The organism is Pseudomonas sp. S3_B11, from assembly GCF_054667715.1.
This window is the reverse complement of record NZ_CP162749.1, coordinates 6,214,154-6,234,812: the sequence shown is the minus strand read 5'-3', so window position 1 is coordinate 6,234,812 and position 20,659 is coordinate 6,214,154. Positions and strand designations below refer to the sequence as shown.

Here is a 20,659-nt window from a genome sequence, read left to right as displayed (position 1 = left end):
CCCGGCGATTGCAAAGGATATACCCACTGACGACCACCAGCGCCGCCGGACGGGCGCCCCGTTGCATAGGCAAGCTGACGGGTGGCCGGTATACTCCGGCGCAATTAAAGCATTTTCAAGGATTTCGCCATGAAGCGCCTGATCTCTTCCCTTGCTGCGCTCGTCGCGGTTGCCTGCCTCGTGACAGCCTGTGGTCAAAAAGGTCCGCTATACCTGCCTGATGACAGCAAGTCCCCTGAAGAACAGGCCAAGTCGTCGCAAGCCAAATCCCACTCGCACGACACCCACACCACCACTTACTAAGGGAACGCCATGGACGCTTTTAACTACCGTGGCGGGGAGCTGTTCGCGGAAGGGGTTGCCCTGTCCGCGATCGCCGAACGTTTCGGCACGCCGACCTATGTCTATTCCCGCGCCCACATCGAAGCCCAGTACCGGACGTTCGCCGATGCCCTCGAGGGCATGCCGCATCTGGTGTGTTTCGCTGTAAAAGCCAACTCCAACCTGGGTGTGCTCAATGTCCTGGCGCGTCTGGGCGCCGGTTTCGACATCGTCTCCGGTGGCGAGCTCGAACGTGTGCTGGCCGCTGGCGGCAGCGCCGACAAGATCGTGTTCTCCGGCGTCGGCAAGACCCGTGAAGACATGCGCCGTGCCCTGGAAGTTGGCGTGCACTGCTTCAACATCGAATCCACCGACGAGCTGGAGCGCCTGCAAATCGTCGCCGCCGAGCTGGGTGTCCGCGCGCCGATCTCCCTGCGCGTGAACCCGGATGTCGACGCTGGCACCCACCCGTACATTTCCACCGGTCTCAAGGAAAACAAGTTCGGCATCGCCATTGCCGACGCCGAAGACGTGTACGTGCGCGCCGCCCAGCTGCCGAACCTGGAAGTATTGGGTGTCGATTGCCACATCGGCTCGCAACTGACCACCCTGGAACCCTTCATCGATGCCCTCGACCGCCTGCTGGCGCTGGTCGATCGCCTCGGCGACTGTGGCATCTACCTGCGCCACATCGACCTCGGTGGCGGTGTCGGCGTGCGCTATCGCGATGAAGAGCCGCCACTGGTGGCCGACTACATCAAGGCCGTGCGTGAGCGCCTCGACGGGCGTGACCTGGCGCTGATGTTCGAACCGGGCCGCTACATCGTCGCCAACGCCGGCGTGCTGCTGACCCAGGTCGAGTACCTCAAGCACACCGAGCACAAGGATTTCGCCATCGTCGATGCGGCCATGAACGACCTGATCCGCCCGGCGCTGTACCAGGCCTGGATGGACGTCACCGCCGTGCGCCCTCGCGATACCGCTGCGCGCAGCTACGACATCGTCGGGCCGATCTGCGAAACCGGTGATTTCCTGGCCAAGGGTCGGGAGCTGGCGCTGGAAGAAGGTGATCTGCTGGCCGTGCATTCGGCCGGTGCCTACGGGTTTGTCATGAGTTCCAACTACAACACCCGCGGCCGCTGCGCCGAGGTGCTGGTGGACGGTGATCAGGCATTCGAAGTGCGTCGCCGCGAGACGGTAGCCGAGTTGTTTGCCGGCGAAAGCCTGCTGCCGGAGTAAAACCATGCTGCTGCGTTTTACCAAGATGCACGGCCTGGGCAATGACTTCATGGTCCTCGACCTGGTCAGCCAGCACGCGCACATCCTGCCCAAGCACGCCAAGCAATGGGGGGACCGGCACACCGGTATCGGTTTCGACCAGTTGCTGATCGTCGAGGCACCCAATAACCCGGACGTGGATTTCCGTTATCGGATCTTCAACGCCGACGGTTCGGAAGTGGAGCAATGCGGCAATGGCGCGCGCTGCTTCGCCCGCTTCGTGCTGGACAAGCGCCTGACCGCCAAGCGGCAGATCCGCGTCGAGACCAAGAGCGGCATCATCGAACTGGATGTGCGCAGCGACGGCCAGATCGGCGTCAACATGGGCGCTCCGCGCCTGGTACCGGCGGACATCCCCTTCCAGGCACCGGCCCAGGCCTTGAGCTATCAGGTGGACGTCGATGGCGCCACAGTGGAACTGGCAGCGGTTTCCATGGGCAACCCCCACGCCGTGCTGCGCGTGGCCGATATCAACAGTGCCCCGGTGCATGAGCTGGGGCCGAAAATCGAGCATCATCCGCGCTTCCCCGCGCGAGTGAACGTCGGTTTCCTGCAAGTCATCGACCGCCACCGCGCACAATTGCGCGTCTGGGAACGCGGTGCCGGGGAAACCCAGGCCTGCGGTACCGGCGCCTGTGCGGCCGCAGTCGCTGCGATCAGCCAGGGGTGGATGGATTCGCCGTTGTTGATCGACCTGCCCGGCGGGCGTCTGTCCATCGAATGGGCAGGCCCTGGCCAACCGGTGATGATGACCGGCCCGGCAGTGCGCGTATACGAAGGACAAGTTCGTCTTTGAGTGAGCCAAACCCATGACCGACCAGCCACAGGTTCCAGCCCCACAGCCCGACGAATCCCCCAGCCTGCCAGAAACCGCAGCCGTGGCGGCTTACCTGGAAGCTCATCCGGACTTCTTCGTCGAGCATGAAGAACTGCTGGCGACGATGCGCATCCCCCACCGGCGCGGCGATACCGTGTCGCTGGTGGAACACCAGATGAAAATCCTGCGCGAGCGCAACATCGAAATGCGCCATCGTCTTTCGCACCTGATGGACGTGGCCCGGGACAACGACCGACTGTTCGACAAGACCCGTCGGCTGATCCTGGCCCTGATGGACGCCAGCACCCTCGAAGACCTGGTCATGAGCGTCGAAGACAGCCTGCGCCAGGATTTCCAGGTGCCCTTTGTCAGCCTGATCCTGTTCGGCGACAACGCCATGCCGGTGGGCCGCTGGGTGACCCACGCCGAAGCGCAGACGGCCATCGGCGGCCTGCTCACGGAAGACAAAAGCGTCAGCGGCAGCCTGCGCGAGCATGAGCTGGACTTCCTGTTCGGCGAAGAACAGCGCAAGCAGATCGGCTCCACCGCCGTCGTTGCCATCGCCCATCAAGGCGTGCACGGTGTGCTGGCCATCGCCAGTCGCGATCCGCAGCACTACAAAAGCTCGGTGGGCACGCTGTTCTTGAGCTACATCGCCGAAGTCACCGGCCGGGTGCTGCCACGGGTTGCCGGTTCGCTGCGCTCGGTACGCTGATAATGGAACGACAGCTGGACGCCTACTGCGAACATCTGCGCAGTGAGCGCCAGGTGTCGCCCCACACGCTGTCGGCCTATCGCCGCGACCTGGAAAAAGTGCTGGGCTGGTGCCAGAAGCAGAACATCGGCAGCTGGGCGGCCCTGGACATCCAGCGCTTGCGCAGCCTGATCGCCCGCCTGCATCAACAGGGGCAATCCTCCCGCAGTCTGGCGCGCCTGTTGTCAGCGGTACGCGGCCTGTATCACTACCTCAATCGCGAAGGTTTGTGCGATCACGATCCGGCCACCGGCCTGGCACCGCCCAAGGGCGAGCGCCGACTGCCAAAGACCCTCGACACCGACCGCGCCCTGCAACTGCTCGAAGGCGCCGTCGAGGATGACTTCCTGGCCCGGCGTGACCAGGCGATTCTCGAGCTGTTCTATTCTTCCGGCCTGCGGCTCTCCGAGCTGACGGGGCTTAACCTGGATCAACTGGACCTGGCCGATGGCATGGTCCAGGTGCTCGGCAAGGGCAGCAAGACTCGCCTGCTGCCCGTCGGCCGCAAGGCCCGTGAAGCCCTGGAGCAATGGCTGCCGCTGCGGGCGCTGACCAACCCCGCCGACGACGCGGTCTTCGTCAGCCAACAGGGGCGGCGCCTCGGCCCGCGGGCGATTCAGTTGCGGGTCAAGGCTGCCGGCGAACGGGAGCTGGGACAGAACCTGCACCCGCACATGCTCCGACACTCCTTCGCCAGCCATCTGCTGGAGTCCTCCCAGGACCTGCGCGCCGTTCAAGAGCTGCTGGGGCACTCGGACATCAAGACCACCCAGATCTACACCCACCTGGATTTCCAGCACCTGGCGACGGTCTATGACAGTGCCCATCCCAGGGCCAAACGCATCAAGGGCGACGAATCATGACCATCGAACTGATCACTTTCGACCTGGACGACACCCTGTGGGACACCGCCCCGGTGATCGCCAGCGCCGAAGCCATACTCCGCCAATGGCTGACCGATAACGCGCCGAACCTGGGCGGCGTGCCGGTGGAGCATCTTTTTTCGATTCGCGAGCAAGTATTGCGCGAAGAACCCGGCCTGAAGCATCGCATCAGTGCACTGCGCCGACGCGTGTTGTTCCGTGCCTTGCAGGAAGCCGGCTACGACCAGTGGCAAGCTTCGGAGCTGGCGGACCAGGCCTTCGAGACGTTCCTGCACGCCCGTCATCAACTGGAGGTTTTCCCCGAGGTGCAGCCCACCCTGGAGATCCTGGCCAATCACTTCGCCCTCGGTGTGGTCACCAATGGCAACGCCGATGTGCGGCGCCTGGGGTTGGCGGACTATTTCAAGTTCGCCTTGTGCGCCGAAGACATCGGCATCGCCAAGCCTGACGCCCGACTGTTCCACGAAGCCCTGCAACGCGGCGGCGCCACGGCGCAAACCGCCGTGCACATTGGCGATCACCCGGGCGACGACATCGCCGGCGCCCAACAGGCCGGCCTGCGCGCCGTATGGTTCAACCCGGCAGGCAAGCCCTGGAATGCCGACCACGCGCCGGATGCAGAAATCCGCAGCCTGACCGAACTGCCAGGGTTATTGGCAGGGTGGCATCGCCAGCGCTGACCCCCGCCCTGTAGCCACTACAGCCCTCTGTGGGAGCGAGCTTGCTCGCGGTGACGGCGGCATATCCAACATCAATGCCAACGGACCCACCGCTTTCGCGAGCAAGCTCGCTCCCACAGGGACTGCGCCTGGCCTGGGGAATGGAATCGCACCCATGAAAAAGCCCGCAGCGACGGCGGGCTTTTTCAGCAAGCAATGAAGCCGATATTCAGATAGGGCGGCTGCCGTACTTGTTGTCAGGCTTCTTGGGTGGATCAGCGACCACGTTGGCCTCCACTTCCTGCACCTTACCGCCCCTGGCCAGGAATTCCTCCATGGCCTTGGCGAGCGCATCACGCTCCTTGTTCTTGGCCTCTACGCTCGGCAACTCGTCGACCGAAACGGCCGCCTTCGCCTTGCCTTTGGCGGTAGGAACCGGAACATCGGCCCCATCGTCGTCGGCAACGTCTTCCGCCGCCGCTTCAAGGCCTTCTTCGGTCTCGTCTTCGTCGCCTACTTCGAGGTCGTCGTTTTCCAGATCATCGTCGCTCATGTTCTACCTCATGACTTGCGAAAAGCAGATTAGTTATAGCCCAGCTTCGCCATCAGTTCGAAGGCTGCCAGAAAAAATTCAACATCCGCCGGCAATCAGCGGTTACGCCCCATCACCGTACAAGGTGGCGAGGACTTTACGAGCACCGCCGTGATCACGATGCTCGCCCAGATAAACACCTTGCCAGGTACCCAATGCCAGCCGTCCCGCCGTGACCGGCAGGCTGATCTGGCAGCCGAGCACACTGGCCTTGAAGTGCGCCGGGAGGTCGTCCAGGCCTTCGTCGTTGTGCTCATAGTCGGCGGTTCCTTGTGGGATCAACCGATTGAAAAATCGTTCGAAGTCTCGACGTACCGCCGGATCGGCGTTCTCGTTGATGGTCAACGAGGCCGAGGTATGCTGCAGCCACAGATGCAACAGACCGACACGACACGCCTGGAGTTCAGGCAGGCCGGCAAGCAACTCGTCCGTCACCAGATGAAAGCCCCGGGGCCTTGCCCGCAGGGTTATCAGCGTCTGTTGCCACATACAGATCTCCGCACGTTCGGCGCGCATTCTAGCGCGCTCTGGGAAAAAACAAAGGGCCTAATATTCTTGCTTCGGTGTAAGCCTTTGGCGGTATAAAAACCTGTGTCGCATCCACAACAAAAGGCGTCGGAAAAACCGCTGCACCTTGTGAGCAATGACAAATTCCAGACAAAAAAATGCCCGGCGAACCGGGCATTTTTTTATTGCGTGCGCTTACAGGTTGTAGCCACGCTCGTTGTGCTGGGCCAGGTCCAGGCCCACGGCTTCTTCTTCCTCGGTGACACGCAGACCCATGACGGCGTCCAGGACCTTGAGGATGATGAAGGTGACGATCGCGGTGTAGACCACCGTGAAACCCACGCCCTTGAATTGAATCCACACTTGCGCACCGATATCGGTCACGGTGCCGAAGCCACCCAGGGCCGGTGCTGCAAACACACCGGTCAGGATCGCGCCGAGGATACCGCCGATGCCGTGTACGCCGAAGGCGTCCAGGGAGTCGTCGTAGCCGAGCTTGCGCTTGAGGGTAGTGGCGCAGAAGAAGCACACCACGCCTGCTGCCAGGCCGATGACCAGAGCGCCCATCGGGCCCACGGTGCCGGCAGCCGGGGTGATAGCAACCAGGCCCGCCACCACGCCCGAGGCGATGCCCAGTGCGCTTGGCTTGCCGTGGGTGATCCACTCGGCAAACATCCAGCCCAGCGCCGCCGCAGCGGTCGCGATCTGGGTTACCAGCATCGCCATGCCGGCGGTGCCGTTGGCCGCGACAGCGGAACCGGCGTTGAAGCCAAACCAGCCGACCCACAGCATGGCCGCGCCCATCAGGGTGTAACCCAGGTTATGCGGCGCCATTGGCGTGGTCGGGAAGCCTTTGCGCTTGCCCAATACCAGGCACGCCACCAGGCCTGCGATACCGGCGTTGATGTGCACCACGGTGCCGCCAGCGAAGTCCAGCACGCCCCAGTCCCACAGCAGGCCGCCGTTACCGGACCAGACCATGTGGGCAATCGGTGCATACACCAGGGTGAACCACACGCCCATGAAGACCAGCATGGCGGAGAACTTCATCCGCTCGGCAAATGCGCCGACGATCAGGGCCGGAGTGATGATGGCGAAGGTCATCTGGAAGGTGATGAACACTGCTTCAGGGAACAGCGCCGCCGGGCCGGTCAGGCTGGCTGGCGTGACGCCTGCCAGAAACGCTTTGCCGAAACCGCCGATGAAGGAATTGAAGTTGACGACACCCTGCTCCATGCCGGTGGTGTCGAACGCAATGCTGTAGCCATAGATGACCCACAGGATGCTGATCAGACCGGTAATGGCAAAGCACTGCATCATCACGGAAAGAAGGTTTTTCGACCGAACCATGCCGCCGTAGAACAGCGCCAGGCCAGGGATGGTCATGAACAGTACAAGAATCGTGGCCGTGAGCATCCAGGCGGTGTCGCCGGAGTTCAGGACTGGGGCTGCCGCTTCTTCTGCCATGGCCAGGCCAGGCATTGCGAAGGACAACAGGGCTCCTAGCCCTGCGAATTTACGCAGAGTCATATTGTTTTCTCCTGGGGCGTTGGGTTTGGCGGCTTAGATGGCGTCGGTATCGGTTTCGCCGGTACGGATGCGGATAGCCTGTTCCAGATTGACCACAAAGATCTTCCCGTCACCGATCTTGCCGGTGTTGGCGGCCTTGGTGATTGCCTCGATCACCCGATCAAGATCCTTGTCGTCAATGGCGACATCGATCTTCACCTTGGGCAGGAAATCGACCACGTACTCCGCGCCGCGATACAGCTCGGTGTGACCTTTCTGCCGACCGAAGCCTTTGACCTCAGTAACGGTAATGCCCTGCACGCCGATCTCGGACAACGACTCGCGCACGTCGTCCAACTTGAACGGTTTGATGATGGCAGTGACTAGCTTCATGAAACTTTCTCCCGAATTGGTGGACTTGCCCCAGGAAAACAAACCCGACTCAAGTCTAAGCGCAGTGCCTGGCTTTGTAACGCGTCGTCGGCCCAAGTTGCCCGACAGGTGCCAGTTAACCGATCCTGACGAAACTCCCCGTTCCGCCTGCTGCACTGCATTCGTCACAGCGACTGCATCAGTGCATGGGTCATCAGCCTCTAAGCAGAAACCTTGCCATCTGCACCAAACCCTCTGATTTCAGTCTCTTGGCCACCTGCTCGACGTGCGTTGCGCCAAGAACCGCAGCGATACGCACAACAACAGTGCAGCCACGCCCGGGCCTATGCGCGAAAAGCGTGCATCCCTGGCTTGCGAATTGACTATAGACACTGCGTGATACACTGCCCGCCATTGTTTTCAGGACACCTGCCATGCTTGCCCCCAAAGACCTCCTCGACGCCCTGAGCGGCCACGCCTCCCGCATCTTGAGTGGCGACACGCCGCTGCCCAAAAGCGAAATCGAAAGCCAGTTCAAGGCCCTGCTGCAAAGCGGCTTCAGCAAACTGGACCTGGTAAGCCGGGAAGAATTCGACAGCCAGATGGTTGTGCTGGCCCGGACCCGGGCGCGGCTCGAGAGCCTGGAGGCCAAGGTTGCCGAGTTGGAAGCGCGACTGGCTCCGGCACAGGAATAAGCCACGAGCCGGCGACATACGCCCGGTCACCCAGGCGTATTCACCCCGACGGGTCAGAGACGGAAACGGCCGACCAGGGTATTGAATGACAGGGCCAGGTTGGACAGCTCCTGGCTCGAAGCATTGGTCTGGTTCGCCCCAGCCGCAGTCTGGGTCGACAGATCCTGGATATTCACCAGGTTGCGATCGACCTCACGGGCCACATGGGCCTGTTCCTCGGACGCCGTGGCAATCACCAGGTTACGGTCATTGATCTGCGAAATACCGTCGGCAATCTGCTCCAGTGCCTCGCCAGTGGCCCGGGCCAGACCCTGGGTCTCGGTCACCAGCGCCTGGCTCTTGCCCATGGCATCAACCGCACTGTCGGCACGGTCCTGCACCGAGTGAATCATGCTCTCGATTTCACCGGTAGACGCCTGGGTCCGCGCCGCCAGGGCGCGAACCTCATCGGCCACCACGGCGAAGCCGCGACCCTGCTCCCCGGCGCGGGCCGCCTCGATGGCCGCGTTGAGCGCCAACAGGTTGGTCTGTTCAGCGATCCCGCGGATCACATCCAGCACCTTACCTATATCGCGAACCTGCACGGCAAGGTCCCTGACCAGCCCGGTAGACGAAGTAATTTCCCGGGTGGCGTTGTTGATCGCCTGCACCGCGCTACGGGCCTGATCACGCCCCTCGCTGGCCTGTGTGCTGGTCGATTGCGACGCCTGTGAAGTGGAGACCGCGTTGCGGGCCACTTCCTCGACCGCCGAAGTCATCTCGGTCACGGCCGTGGCGGCCTGCTGGATTTCATCATTCTGCCGAATCAAGGCACGACTGCCATCATCGGTGACCGCCGTCAGTTCCTCGGCGGCAGAAGCCAACTGGTCCGAAGCGCTGGCAATCTGCTGGATGGTGGTCTTCAAGCTCGTCTGCATATCGCCCAGGGCCTTGAGCAATTGGCCGGCCTCGTCGCGACCACGACTGGTGATGTGCTGGGTCAGGTCGCCCTGGGCGATGCGTTGCGCGCAATCGACCGCCGTGGCAATCGGTCGGCTGATCAGACGGCTGATAAACACGCCCAACAGCAGCGCGGCGATAAAGGCCACGACGATGCCGCTGTACAACACGGTCTTGGCGGTCACCTCCTGCTGCGTGGCGGCCTTGGCGTCTTCGCTGATCTGGCGATCATTGGAGTCGATCATGATGGTCAACTGGTCCATCACCTTGCGATAGGTTTTCTGCAGGTCACCCAGCAGCAGGGTGCGGCCGTTCTCCAGGTCGCCAGCCGCCATCATCGCCACGTACTGCTGAACCATGGCCTGGTAGACCGGCCAATCGCGGGCCATCTGGTCGCCGGCAAGGCGCTCGTCTTCAGCCAGGATCCCTTTACGGTAAGCGGCGAAAGCCTGTTCGCTGGCCAACTGATTGGCTTTCATCGAGGCAAGAAACTCATCCTTCATGCTCTGCGGGGCGTTGCCGGCGGTAGCGACATACAGCCGGTACATGTCGCGCGTCTGGCCGACCGCCTTGGTCTTGGTCTGCGACGTGTTGGCGACCGAGACCAGATTGTTGTTGAACACCCCCTGCAAACGTGTCGACAGCGCGGAAACACCACTGACGCCAAGCATGCCCACGGCGAGCGTGATCAAGGCACAGAGGAAAAACGAGGTGATCAGTTTGGTCGATAATTTTGCGTCATTGAGCCAGTTCATCGGTGGATCCTCATGGACTGCTGGTCCAGCAGCCCTGTTATGTGTGCATTTCCCTGCCCCGCGTAACGCCAGGTAAAGGGCCTGTGTCCGGATTCCATCGCCGCTCGGGTCCGCCTGCCGACAGGACACTGTTGGCGCGACGCTTGATGGTTTTTTCGTCGTGACGTCGTACAACATCACAAACATACAAGCCAAAACCCCTGTTCCCCCTCAAGCTGGATGGAGCGACTTCCTTTCTCTCCCGCCCATTGCGCTCACGACGCTCTTGGCCATTACACTTCTGAAACACCTGAACTAGAGCCATTTCACAAAAACAAATAAATGATGGCTCTTAGCCATATTCATTGAGAAATGTTACATCATGTGAAATATTGATCGCAATGTAAGACATCGTACAACATCACAAACCTTAACGAACCGAGCCAACGGTCACGCGTCGAAACCCAACCGTGAGGAGTTACACATGCATCCGCAGAGGAGGGACCTGTCATTGCCCGGCGTGCGCAAGGCCAAGCCCATGAGGAATATGCTCGCGGGCGGCCTGGCCCTGTTGACGGTCAGCCTGGCGACCCACGGCGAGACGCTCGACACCAGCGCCTCGCCCGGCAAGCGACTGGCCGTGACCGCCGATTGCGTGGCCTGCCATAGCACCCGCGACGGCAAGCCTTTTGCCGGCGGTTACCCGCTCAACTCGCCAATGGGCGTCATCTACTCGACAAACATCACCCCCTCCATGAGCGCCGGCATCGGCCATTACAGCCAGGCAGACTTCGCCCGCGCCATGCGCGACGGCGTGACCCCGGACGGCACCCACCTGTACCCGGCGATGCCCTACACCTCCTACGCGAAGATGACCGACAGCGACGTCGCCGCCCTGTACCGGTACTTCATGGATGAAGTCGCGCCGGTGGATACGCCCAGCCCCAAGACCGAGCTCGATTTCCCGTTCAATATCCGCGCCTCGATGCTCGGCTGGAACGCCCTGTTCCATAGCCAGAAACGCTTCGAGGCGGATCCGGGCAAGTCCGCGCAGGTCAATCGCGGCGACTACCTGGTCAATGCGCTGGCTCACTGCGACACCTGCCATACCCCGCGCAACAGCCTGATGGCTGCAGATAACGCCAAGGCGCTTTCCGGTGGTTCGCTGGGGGCCTGGTACGCCCCGAACATCACTTCGGACAAGACCAGCGGGATCGGTGCCTGGTCGAGCAATGAGCTCGTTGCCTACCTGCGCAGCGGCCATGTGGAGGGCAAGGCGCAGGCAGCCGGGCCCATGGCCGAGGCAATCGAGAACAGCCTGCAATACCTCGGCGAAGATGATCTCAAGGCCATCGCCGCCTACCTGCTGCAGACCCAGCCGATCGCCACTGGCGAACGCCAGGCCCGCCATACCTTCGGCCAGGCGTCGAACGACGAACTCAGCCTGCGCGGCGGCAAGCCGCAGGACAATCCGGGCTGGCACATCTTCAGCGGCACTTGCGCCAACTGTCACCAGGCCAACGGCGAGGGCAGCCGCGAGTACCCCTCGCTGTTCCACAACACCGCGACCAGCCGCCGCGACAACCTGATCGCGACCATCGTCCATGGCGTACACCGCGAAGTCGACGGCGTGGCAATCGACATGCCGGCCTTCGGTCCCACTGCACTGTTCACCGATCGCCTCGACGACCAGCAGATCGCCGATGTCAGCAACTACGTCCTGTCCCGTTACGGCAATGCCGGACTGAGCGTGACCGCCACCGATGTGGCACAGGTACGCGAAGGCGGACCCAAGGCTCCCATCACGGTGCTGGCACGATACGGCGGACCGACGCTGGTGGTGCTCGGCCTGCTGATCCTCCTGGGGCTTTACAGGCTCAAGGCTCGTCGCCGACTGCAGGAGGCCTGAGCAATGGAGACTTCAATGACCGACCAACACATGCCCGTTTCATTCACCCCCACCGACCGACTGTCCCGCCGCAGCCTGCTGCGCGGGTCGGTCACCCTGGGCCTGGCGGCCCTGGTCGGCGGCCTCGGTCCCTGGCAATCGGCGATGGCCGAAGGCGACCAGGACTTTATCGTTCTTTCGCAATTTCTCGTCAGTCGCCCAGTCAGCCCGCTCCTGGCGGCGCGCTACTACCGCGCCCTGAGCCGCCGCGCACCGAACTTCACGGGCAATGTCGGCGCCCTCAGGCAGATGATCGACGGGCAAGGCTTCAAGCATGTGGACGAATACCTGGCCCAGGCCAACCCGGACCCATCGTTGAAGGCGACTGCGACCAGCATTATCTCGGCCTGGTACCTGGGCATCGTCGGTGAGCTCGCCGACGCCGAGCTGATCAGCTACCGCGAAGCGCTGATGTATCGCCCGACCCACGGCATTCTCATCATTCCAACCTACGGTGGTGGCCCCGACTCCTGGGGTGCCAAGCCAGCCAGCACGCAGGATTTCAAACTATGAGCAGCGTTGTTTACGACGCCGATGTGGTCGTCATCGGCTCCGGCGTGATGGGTGGGCTGATTGCCAGCGGCCTGGCCAAGGCGAACAAATCCGTGATCGTCCTCGAGGCGGGCCCACGAGTGAATCGCCGCGACATCGTCGAGGCTTTCCGCAATGCGCCGGTCAAGCTCTCGCTGGCCAACGCCAAGCTGCAGGGTGCCGGCTCGCCCTATCCGAGCCTGCCCCATGCGCCCTCCACCTATGGCGACTACCTGCAACAGGTTGGCCCGGTGAAGTACAACACCTCCTACCTGCGGGTGGTTGGCGGCACCACTTGGCACTTCGGCTCCTCGCTGTGGCGCATGCTGCCCAATGACTTCCGCCTCAACTCCCTCTACGGGCGCGGGCGCGACTGGCCGATCAGCTACGACGAATTGGAACCCTTCTATGCCCGCGCCGAGACCGAGCTGGGCGTGTCCGGGGTCGACGGCCAGGATGAAAGCGGCCAGGGCGGTGCGGCCTATCCACCGCGCTCGATCCCCTATCCGATGGAAGGCCTGAAGCCCAGCTACATGTTCAAGCGTCTCTCGAGCCTGTTGAGCAAGGGCGGCTACAACCCGATCCTCGAACCCAATGGTCGCGCCACCCGCCCTTATGGCAAACGCCCACCGTGCGCGGGCAACAACAACTGCAACCCGGTTTGCCCGATTGCCGCCAAGTACGACGGTTCCATGCATATCGACGAGGCCGAGCGCCATGGCGCCAAGGTCCTGGACAATTCGGTGGTGTACCGGATCGAGGCCGGCGACGACGGCAAGATCAGCGCGATCTGGTACATGCGCCCCGACAAGACCCAGCATCGCCTGAGCGCCCGCTACTTCGTGCTGGCGGCCTATGGCATCGAATCGCCGAAGCTGCTGTTGATGTCCACGTCCGAGAAATATCCCAACGGCATCGCCAATACTTCCGACCAGGTCGGCCGCAACCTGATGGACCACACCGGCGTGAGCATGAACGTGATGACCAAGGAGGACATGTGGCCCGGCGAGGGGCCGACTCAGTTGCTGGTGTACCTGAACAGCCGCGACGGCGCGTTCCGCAAGGACTACCCGAGCTATAAGATCAAGGTCCGCAACACGGTGCCCACCTCGCAGATCACCACCAACCTGATCGCCAAGGGCGTGTTGGGCTCCAAGCTCGACGAACAGATCCGCCTGCAGTCGGCGCGCTCCTTGAACTGGGCGGTGGACTTCGAAACCCTGCCACTGTCGGAAAACCGCATCACCCCAAGCAAAACCCGCTTCGACGCAATTGGCCTGCCGGTACCGGAAATCTACTACAGCGTTCCCGACTACTGGCATGCCGGCAAGGAGAAGGCGCTGGAGGACCTCAAGCAGTTCGCCCACCTACTCGACGCCGACATCCTCAGCACCGACGTCAACTTCCAGAACCGCCAGCACATCATGGGCACCACCATCATGGGCGACGATCCGAAAAACTCGGTGGTCGATCGCGACTGCCGTAGCCACGACCACGTCAACCTGTTTATCGCCGGGACCAGCGTGATGCCGTCATCGTCCTGTGTGAACCCCACGTTGACAGGTGCCGCGCTGAGTATTCGTATCGCCGATCAATTGCTGAGGGAGGTATAGGGCCTGTTCAGCCATCCGCCACCCGCTGAGATGGGGCCGGGGCCTGTGTCAGCGGCAACTCCAGGATAAACAGCGCGCCCCTGCCCGGCCCGGCGCTCTGCACGGTCAGATCGCCACCCATCTCGTGCGCCGCCAGAATGCAGCTGTGCAAACCAAAGCCGTGGCCGTCGACACGCGTGGTGAAACCGTGCTCGAACACCCGTGCAAGATTGTCCTGCGATATCCCCTCGCCATTGTCCTCGACCTCAACTCGCACGCGCCCCTCGTCAACGACCTTCAGGCGCAGGATGATCTGCGGCGGCCGGTTCGCCCCCGCATCCAGCGCCTGCTTCGCGTTGTTGATCAGATTGACCAGGATCTGCAGCACTCGATGCTTGTCCAGGGGCATTTGCGGAACATCGCTGAACTCCTTGATCAGCGTGATGTGGTGGCGGGCCAGGGACACATCGCAAATGCGCACGACATCCTCGACCAGCTCACGCAACGAGCCCGGCTCCAGCACGCTGGCGTTGCCGGCGTAGGATTGCTGGGTGGCGACGATTTCCTTGATGTGGTCGATTCTGCGGGTCAACTGCGCCAACTCGGCGATCATGCCCTGCTGCTCGACGGCCAGCGCGTCGGCCAGCTTGTCGAGATAGTCCGGTAGCGCGCGACCTTTCGGGTCGCTGCTGATGAAGTCACCGAGGTCATCGGGATGCTCCTTCATCAACTGGGCTACCTTGGCCACCCCTGGCCCCTTGGAGGTGTGCACCTTCTCGTACAGGACCTGGGCTGACACATTGACACTATTGAGCACATTGCCCACGTTGTGCAGCACATTGGTGGCGATCTCTGCCATGCCGGCGCGGCGCGCGGTGGTGACCAGTTCAGCCTGGGCCTCGCGTAACTCGTCGTTGACCTTGGCCAATTGCTGCGGGCTGGGGATCTTCAGGGCCGCCGGCACCAGCCGGACCAACAGGATGGCGGTAATCACCGAGGCAATCGCGGTGATCACCTTGACCAGCGCTGTCAGCCAGTAATAAGGCTGCCAGATGGTCAGGATCTCCATCACATGGCTGGTCCCGCAAGCCAGGATAAACACGCCAAAGGCCGCGAGCATCCAGTCAAACGGCACGTCCTTGCGCTTGTGGATAAAGTACAGGAGCGTGAAGGGGATGGTGACGTAGGACAGGGCGATCAAGCCATCTGCGATCACATTGGTCCACAGCAGATCCGGACGCCACATGTAGCAATGCCCGTGGGGCATGAAGCGCTTGTCGGTTAACAGAGCCAGCAGATCGTTCATGGCTACTTCCTCGCTGTGCCGTTGATACCGCCAAGTGCCGACTGGGCAAATCGCAGTCTAGCAGAGGGCCCTTTCCGGGCATTTTGCGTGGCCAGGTGAGGCGGTGATATCCGCTACCGCATCACGCCTGGCGCCCCTCGGCTGTCACTTGCCCTCGAAACATCCTGCCAAATTTTCTCCCTTCAATTTCCCCGCCCAAGTTCATCCCCACGACTAATCTTCCAGAGCCGCAGGACGCGGCGCCCTATTCACTCAAGGAACGATTCATGTCGCTTGCCATCGTCCACAGTCGCGCCCAAGTAGGGGTCGAGGCTCCTGCCGTTACCGTTGAAGTCCACCTGGCCAATGGCTTGCCGTCGCTGACGATGGTTGGCCTGCCGGAGGCGGCGGTGAAGGAAAGCAAGGATCGGGTGCGCAGCGCGATCATCAATTCGGGGCTGAATTTCCCGGCACGGCGCATCACCCTGAACCTGGCGCCGGCGGACCTGCCAAAGGACGGCGGGCGCTTCGACCTGGCCATCGCCTTGGGGATCCTGTCGGCCAGCGTGCAGGTGCCAACCCTGACGCTGGATGACGTGGAATGCCTTGGTGAACTGGCATTGTCCGGCGCGGTACGACCGGTGCGCGGGGTATTGCCCGCAGCGCTGGCGGCGCGCAAGGCCGGGCGCATCCTGGTGGTACCGCGGGCCAATGCCGAGGAGGCCTGCCTGGCCTCGGGGTTGAAGGTGATCGCCGTGGACCATCTGCTCGAAGCGGTCGCGCACTTCAATGGGCACACACCGGTCGAGCCTTTCGTTTCCAATGGGCTGCTTTCGGCCAGCAAGCCCTACCCCGACTTGAACGAAGTACAAGGCCAGGCCGGAGCCAAGCGGGCCTTGCTGATTGCCGCCGCGGGGGCTCATAACCTGTTGTTCAGCGGGCCACCGGGCACCGGCAAGACGCTGTTGGCGAGCCGCCTGCCGGGGCTGTTGCCACCGCTGGCCGAGAGTGAGGCGCTGGAGGTCGCGGCCATCCAGTCGGTGGCCAGTTGCGTGCCGTTGAGTCATTGGCCGCAGCGTCCATTTCGACAGCCGCACCATTCGGCTTCCGGGCCCGCGCTAGTGGGTGGCGGGTCAAAACCGCAACCGGGAGAGATCACCCTCGCCCACCATGGCGTGCTGTTTCTGGATGAACTGCCGGAATTCGACCGCAGGGTGCTGGAGGTCCTGAGAGAGCCGCTGGAATCTGGGCACATCGTGGTTTCTCGCGCCCGTGACCGAGTACGCTTCCCGGCGCGCTTCCAGTTGGTGGCGGCGATGAACCCCTGCCCCTGTGGATATCTTGGCGAACCCAGCGGCCGCTGCTGCTGTACACCGGACATGGTGCAGCGCTACCGCAACAAACTCTCCGGCCCGCTGCTGGACCGCATCGACCTGCACCTGACCGTCGCCCGGGAAGCAACGGCGTTGAACCCCAGGAGAGAATCCGGAGACGATACAGCCACGGTCGCCGAGCAGGTGGCCGAGGCCCGGGAGCGTCAGCATAGACGCCAGGGCTGCGCCAACGCCTTCCTCGATTTGCCGGGGTTGCGTCAGCATTGCAAGTTATCCACAACCGATGAAACCTGGCTGGAAACCGCCTGCGAACGGCTGACCCTGTCGTTGCGCGCCGCCCACCGCTTGCTCAAGGTCGCCCGGACGCTGGCAGACCTGGAGCAAGCGGCGTGTATCCGCCGCGAACATCTGGCCGAAGCACTGCAGTATCGGCCGACTAGCTCCTGAACCGCCTTATGGTTTGCTCAGGTCCACCAACGGCGTTTCCCGCACCTCGGTTTTCTGACCGTTCTGGATGGTATCGATGCGCTTGAGGGCCTTATCCACAGCGCCCTTGTCCGCCAACAGGCTGTAGTGGATCTGGAACTGCTTGTGTTCTTTCGGTGCGATGGTGGGGACCAGACCCAAGGGGCGCTGATACCGACGGTTATAGGAAAAACTGGTGCCTGGCTCCAGACCGGTCACGTAGCCCTGGCCTTGGGTGTCGGTGTTTTTCCACAGGGAGAACACCGGAAGCGTGCTGGTGTTGAAGCCCACTGACACACCGAGGCTACCGGCCTTGTTGTGCAGCACGGTGAGTGTGTCGCCCTTGGCGTCGGCGTATGGCACGACGTTGTAGACGGTTTCGTCGTAATCCTTGGTGGGACCCCGGTAGGTTTGCCAATCGGACAAATCGCCCTTGGCCTTGTCGTTGAACGGCGAGACCTGCTTGACCGGTGCCACGAAACGGGCGCCCTGCTCCAGGAACGGCGTGCTGAAGTTGCTGTGGTAGAGCGCCTGGTACTCCTTCGGATAGTCACCGTTGTTGGTCAGCGTGTCGCTGAGCGCGAACGTCACGCTGCCGGGCTCGGTGACCAGTTCGGTCTGCACCGAGAAGTCGACCTTCTTGAACGCCTGCTCCTTCAACTCGCCGCGCAGGGTGATGGCGTAAGGCGGTTTTTCATCAATGTGCAACGTGACTTTGTTGGCTGGAATGTTGGCGGCGCGGCCATGCAGGGTCAGCAGCTCACCGTTGTCCATGCCGGGATGGCCGACCCACTCGTAGCCGCAACGGGTGACCAGCTCGTTGAAACCTTCGAGCCAGCCCAGCCCGCCTCGGCCGTTGAGTTCGATGAACGCCGGATTGACCACCTCCTTGACGGGCGAATCCCAACCCATGCGCACATTCCCGACCGAAGCCTGCAGCACGTTCATGCCACGGGTCGGTACGACTGACAGCTTCAGGGTGCCATTGTCGATGTCGACGATGCTGACGCCTTCCTGGCGGCCGCCGTGCAGGGTGCGCATCGTCACGGAAAAGGGTTTGCCGGTCTTCACGCCGAGTTGCTGGCTGGTGATTTGCCAGGGTTGAGCGGCTTTATCCGTATCCAGCAGGACGTAGTCCCAAGCCATCGCATGGGAGGCAGCGCCCAAGGCGCCAAGGGTGATGAGGAGTTTGAGCGGAGTCATGGTCACGACCTTTTATTGGAGTTGTGCGGTTTTTATAGACTTGAAGAAACGTTTCAGCAAGCTTAAAAACAGCAATATTCCTAAAAAAGAAACGACACCAGGGTGGTAGCTTTTGTGGGAGCGAGCTTGCTCGCGATAGCGGTGGGTCAGATTGAGATGATGTTGGCCGGGAAGCCGTCATCGCGAGCAAGCTCGCTCCCACAGGGGTGCGGGTGAACTTGCTCGTGACGGGACGCCTCAGCGGAACCGATCAACCTCTTGGCGCAGGTCCTGGGCCAGCTTTTCCAGTTCCTTGGCGGTGAGTGCCAGGTTCGAGACCACTTGGCGCTGTTCGCTGTTGGCCATGGCGATGCTTTGCAGGTTGCTGCTGAGCAGGGTCGCGGTGCTGCTTTGTTCCTGGGTGGCGGTGGTGATCGCCGCAAATTGCTGACCGGCCGAGCGGCTTTGCTCGTCGATGCGGGCCAGGGCCGTGGCCACGTTGGCGTTGCGCGACAGGCCTTCCTGCATCAACAGGTTGCCCTGCTCCATCGTGCTGATGGCATTGCCGGTTTCCTGCTGGATGCTGTTGATCATGCTGGAAATTTCGTCAGTGGCCTGGCGGGTGCGAGAAGCCAGGCTGCGGACTTCATCGGCCACCACGGCGAAACCACGGCCCTGCTCGCCTGCGCGGGCAGCTTCGATGGCGGCGTTCAAGGCCAGCAGGTTGGTCTGCTCGGCGATCGAGGTGATCACACCCACGATGCCGCCGATTTCCTGGGAACGCTGGCCCAAGGTATTGATGACCGTGGCCGTGCTGTTCAGCGCACCGGCAATTTGTTCCAGGGATGACGATGCTTCGTCCATCGAGGTCCGGCCAATGCGGGTTTGCTGGGCGTTTTCCTGGGCCAGGCGCTCGGTGTTGCCCATGTTGTCGGCAATGTTCAACGAGGTTGCGCTGAACTCTTCCACTGCGCCGGCCATACTGGTGATTTCGCCGGATTGCTGTTCCATGCCTTCATACGCCCCGCTGGACAACCCGGACAGCGCCTGGGCACGGCTGTTGACCTCCTGGGAGGCCTTGCGGATGTGCTCGACCATGGTCGACAAGGCCTGGCTCATCTGGTTGAAGGCACGGGCCAACTGACCAATCTCATCATGGCTGGACACGTTCAGGCGCACGCTCAGGTCACCGGCGCCCAAGGCTTCGGCCTGGCGTACCAGATCGCCGAGCGGTGCCAGTTTGCTGCGCAGCAACCACATCGCCGAGCCGACCGCCAACAACATCGCCAGCAGGCTGCCAATGGCCAGTTGCGTACCGACGCTCCAGGTCACGGCGCGAATCTCGGTTTTGGGCATGCTCGCCACCACCGCCCACGGCCCACCTTCGAACGGTACGGCAACGCTGTAGAAGTCTTCGGCGGTATCGGTCCAGAACGCGCCCTTGCCCGGTTTCTTGACCAGGCCAACGATGGTCGTGCTTGCCTGGTCCAGCGCCTGGACGCCGGCCGGTGGCACCAGCCACTTGTTTTGTTCGTCCAACAGCGCCAGGGAACCGGTCTGGCCGATGCGGAACCGTTTGAGGTTCTCGAACTGCGTGTTCTGCGCATCGGTGTAGTCGAAGCCTACGTACAGCACGGCAATGATCTTGCCGCTGCTGTCGCGTACAGGCGTGTACTGCGACATGTAGTAACGTCCGAACAGCAAGGCTCGACCAATGTAACTCTGCCCGCTGACCACCGGACCATAGGCAGGGCCGGCGCGGTCGAGCACAGTACCAATGGCCCGCGTACCGTCCTGCTTGGTCAATGACGTGCTGACGCGGATGAAGTCGTCGCCACTGCGCACGAAAACCGTGGCAACCCCGGCGGTCATCGTTTTGAAGTCATCCACTTCCTTGAAGTTGTTGTTCAACACTTCGCTGCCCAGGCTCAAGCCTGGGGTTTGTACGCCCGCCACCGTCACTGGCTGGTCCGGATGCACGCTCAGGCCCGCGCTGAAGCGCTTCTCGAACAGACCGGCCAACCGCTGGGTGCTCTCGCGCAGGGTGCTGTGGAAGGTATTGAGCTGATCGGCCATCAGGCGCGCTTCGCTGGCCAGGTGTTCTTCACGGGTGGCGAGGTTGGCAGCGTCCAGCGAACGCAGGGCAAAGACAGTACTGCCGGAGATCACGACCGCCAATATCACAGCGAGGGCAAGGCCTAGCTGTGAGGCGATCCGGGCACGGGGTTGAGACATGACGGCTCCTGGCCGAGAGACCGGAT

General features: G+C 62.2%; 19 protein-coding genes and 1 pseudogene. 11 read left to right on the top strand and 9 right to left on the bottom strand.

Going from position 1 to position 20,659, the window contains the following annotated elements; translation table 11 throughout:
• The first annotated feature begins 129 nt into the window (after positions 1-129).
• Genes lptM through AB4O22_RS27815 form a run of 6 tightly spaced genes read left to right on the top strand, consistent with a single transcriptional unit; the run spans position 130 to position 4,734 of the window.
• Positions 130-303 carry an LPS translocon maturation chaperone LptM gene (lptM, locus tag AB4O22_RS27840; protein ID WP_013694543.1) on the top strand — a complete coding sequence of 58 codons (174 nt, stop codon included), beginning with the start codon at positions 130-132 and terminating at the stop codon, positions 301-303.
• 9 nt (positions 304-312) lie between these two features.
• Positions 313-1,560, top strand: coding sequence for a diaminopimelate decarboxylase (lysA, locus tag AB4O22_RS27835; RefSeq protein ID WP_003206799.1), 1,248 nt, complete (start codon positions 313-315; stop codon positions 1,558-1,560).
• 4 nt (positions 1,561-1,564) lie between these two features.
• Positions 1,565-2,395, top strand: a complete 831-nt coding sequence (dapF, locus tag AB4O22_RS27830; protein ID WP_003206804.1) for a diaminopimelate epimerase — start codon at positions 1,565-1,567, stop codon at positions 2,393-2,395.
• 13 nt (positions 2,396-2,408) lie between these two features.
• Entirely contained in the window at positions 2,409-3,131 is a 723-nt protein-coding gene (locus AB4O22_RS27825; RefSeq protein WP_003206807.1) for a DUF484 family protein, read from the top strand.
• Positions 3,132-3,133: 2 nt separating this feature from the next.
• Positions 3,134-4,033 carry a tyrosine recombinase XerC gene (gene xerC / locus AB4O22_RS27820; protein WP_003206809.1) on the top strand — a complete coding sequence of 300 codons (900 nt, stop codon included), beginning with the start codon at positions 3,134-3,136 and terminating at the stop codon, positions 4,031-4,033.
• A complete protein-coding gene (locus tag AB4O22_RS27815; protein WP_223472068.1) occupies positions 4,030-4,734 on the top strand; it encodes an HAD family hydrolase in 705 nt (234 codons plus the stop codon). The genes xerC and AB4O22_RS27815 overlap by 4 nt, the downstream gene beginning before the upstream one ends.
• A gap of 208 nt (positions 4,735-4,942) precedes the next feature.
• On the opposite strand, the gene sutA is transcribed toward AB4O22_RS27815, so the two are convergent.
• The 4 genes from sutA to glnK form a co-directional block, all read right to left on the bottom strand.
• Positions 4,943-5,266: a transcriptional regulator SutA gene (sutA, locus tag AB4O22_RS27810; RefSeq protein ID WP_003206813.1), complete on the bottom strand. Its 324-nt coding sequence runs from the start codon at positions 5,264-5,266 to the stop codon at positions 4,943-4,945.
• A gap of 102 nt (positions 5,267-5,368) precedes the next feature.
• On the bottom strand, positions 5,369-5,794 hold the full coding sequence (locus AB4O22_RS27805; RefSeq protein ID WP_003206814.1) for a secondary thiamine-phosphate synthase enzyme YjbQ: 426 nt from the start codon (positions 5,792-5,794) through the stop codon (positions 5,369-5,371).
• 213 nt (positions 5,795-6,007) lie between these two features.
• Positions 6,008-7,342 (bottom strand): ammonium transporter, encoded by a 1,335-nt coding sequence (locus AB4O22_RS27800; protein WP_003206817.1) that lies wholly within the window; start codon positions 7,340-7,342, stop codon positions 6,008-6,010.
• Between the two features lie 33 nt (positions 7,343-7,375).
• Positions 7,376-7,714 carry a P-II family nitrogen regulator gene (gene glnK / locus AB4O22_RS27795; protein WP_002555808.1) on the bottom strand — a complete coding sequence of 113 codons (339 nt, stop codon included), beginning with the start codon at positions 7,712-7,714 and terminating at the stop codon, positions 7,376-7,378.
• A 413-nt stretch (positions 7,715-8,127) separates the two neighbouring features.
• On the opposite strand from glnK, the gene AB4O22_RS27790 reads away from it, so the two are divergent.
• Entirely contained in the window at positions 8,128-8,388 is a 261-nt protein-coding gene (locus AB4O22_RS27790; RefSeq protein WP_060740084.1) for an accessory factor UbiK family protein, read from the top strand.
• 53 nt (positions 8,389-8,441) lie between these two features.
• On the opposite strand, the gene AB4O22_RS27785 is transcribed toward AB4O22_RS27790, so the two are convergent.
• Entirely contained in the window at positions 8,442-10,082 is a 1,641-nt protein-coding gene (locus AB4O22_RS27785) for a methyl-accepting chemotaxis protein (protein ID WP_460097619.1), read from the bottom strand.
• 463 nt (positions 10,083-10,545) lie between these two features.
• Here AB4O22_RS27785 and AB4O22_RS27780 point away from each other — a divergent pair, with 463 nt between their 5' ends.
• Genes AB4O22_RS27780 through AB4O22_RS27770 form a run of 3 tightly spaced genes read left to right on the top strand, consistent with a single transcriptional unit; the run spans position 10,546 to position 14,153 of the window.
• A complete protein-coding gene (locus AB4O22_RS27780) occupies positions 10,546-11,970 on the top strand; it encodes a cytochrome c (protein WP_460097617.1) in 1,425 nt (474 codons plus the stop codon).
• Between the two features lie 15 nt (positions 11,971-11,985).
• On the top strand, positions 11,986-12,522 hold the full coding sequence (locus AB4O22_RS27775; protein ID WP_460097616.1) for a sugar dehydrogenase complex small subunit: 537 nt from the start codon (positions 11,986-11,988) through the stop codon (positions 12,520-12,522).
• Positions 12,519-14,153, top strand: a complete 1,635-nt coding sequence (locus AB4O22_RS27770) for a GMC family oxidoreductase (protein WP_223472064.1) — start codon at positions 12,519-12,521, stop codon at positions 14,151-14,153. The genes AB4O22_RS27775 and AB4O22_RS27770 overlap by 4 nt, the downstream gene beginning before the upstream one ends.
• A 7-nt stretch (positions 14,154-14,160) precedes the next feature.
• On the opposite strand, the gene AB4O22_RS27765 is transcribed toward AB4O22_RS27770, so the two are convergent.
• Complete coding sequence (locus AB4O22_RS27765) at positions 14,161-15,438, bottom strand: sensor histidine kinase (protein ID WP_223472063.1); 1,278 nt, start codon at positions 15,436-15,438, stop codon at positions 14,161-14,163.
• A 266-nt stretch (positions 15,439-15,704) separates the two neighbouring features.
• Between AB4O22_RS27765 and AB4O22_RS27760 the strand changes: the two genes are divergently transcribed.
• Positions 15,705-17,198 (top strand): YifB family Mg chelatase-like AAA ATPase, encoded by a 1,494-nt coding sequence (locus tag AB4O22_RS27760; RefSeq protein ID WP_223472062.1) that lies wholly within the window; start codon positions 15,705-15,707, stop codon positions 17,196-17,198.
• Between the two features lie 6 nt (positions 17,199-17,204).
• On the opposite strand, the gene AB4O22_RS27755 is transcribed toward AB4O22_RS27760, so the two are convergent.
• From AB4O22_RS27755 to AB4O22_RS27745, 3 genes and pseudogenes are all read right to left on the bottom strand, one after another.
• Positions 17,205-18,419: an aldose 1-epimerase family protein gene (locus tag AB4O22_RS27755; protein ID WP_003206824.1), complete on the bottom strand. Its 1,215-nt coding sequence runs from the start codon at positions 18,417-18,419 to the stop codon at positions 17,205-17,207.
• A 237-nt stretch (positions 18,420-18,656) separates the two neighbouring features.
• Entirely contained in the window at positions 18,657-19,379 is a 723-nt protein-coding gene (locus AB4O22_RS27750; RefSeq protein ID WP_375538591.1) for a methyl-accepting chemotaxis protein, read from the bottom strand.
• A gap of 180 nt (positions 19,380-19,559) precedes the next feature.
• Positions 19,560-20,474: pseudogene (locus AB4O22_RS27745) on the bottom strand (Cache 3/Cache 2 fusion domain-containing protein); the annotation flags it as partial.
• Positions 20,475-20,659 lie beyond the last annotated feature (185 nt).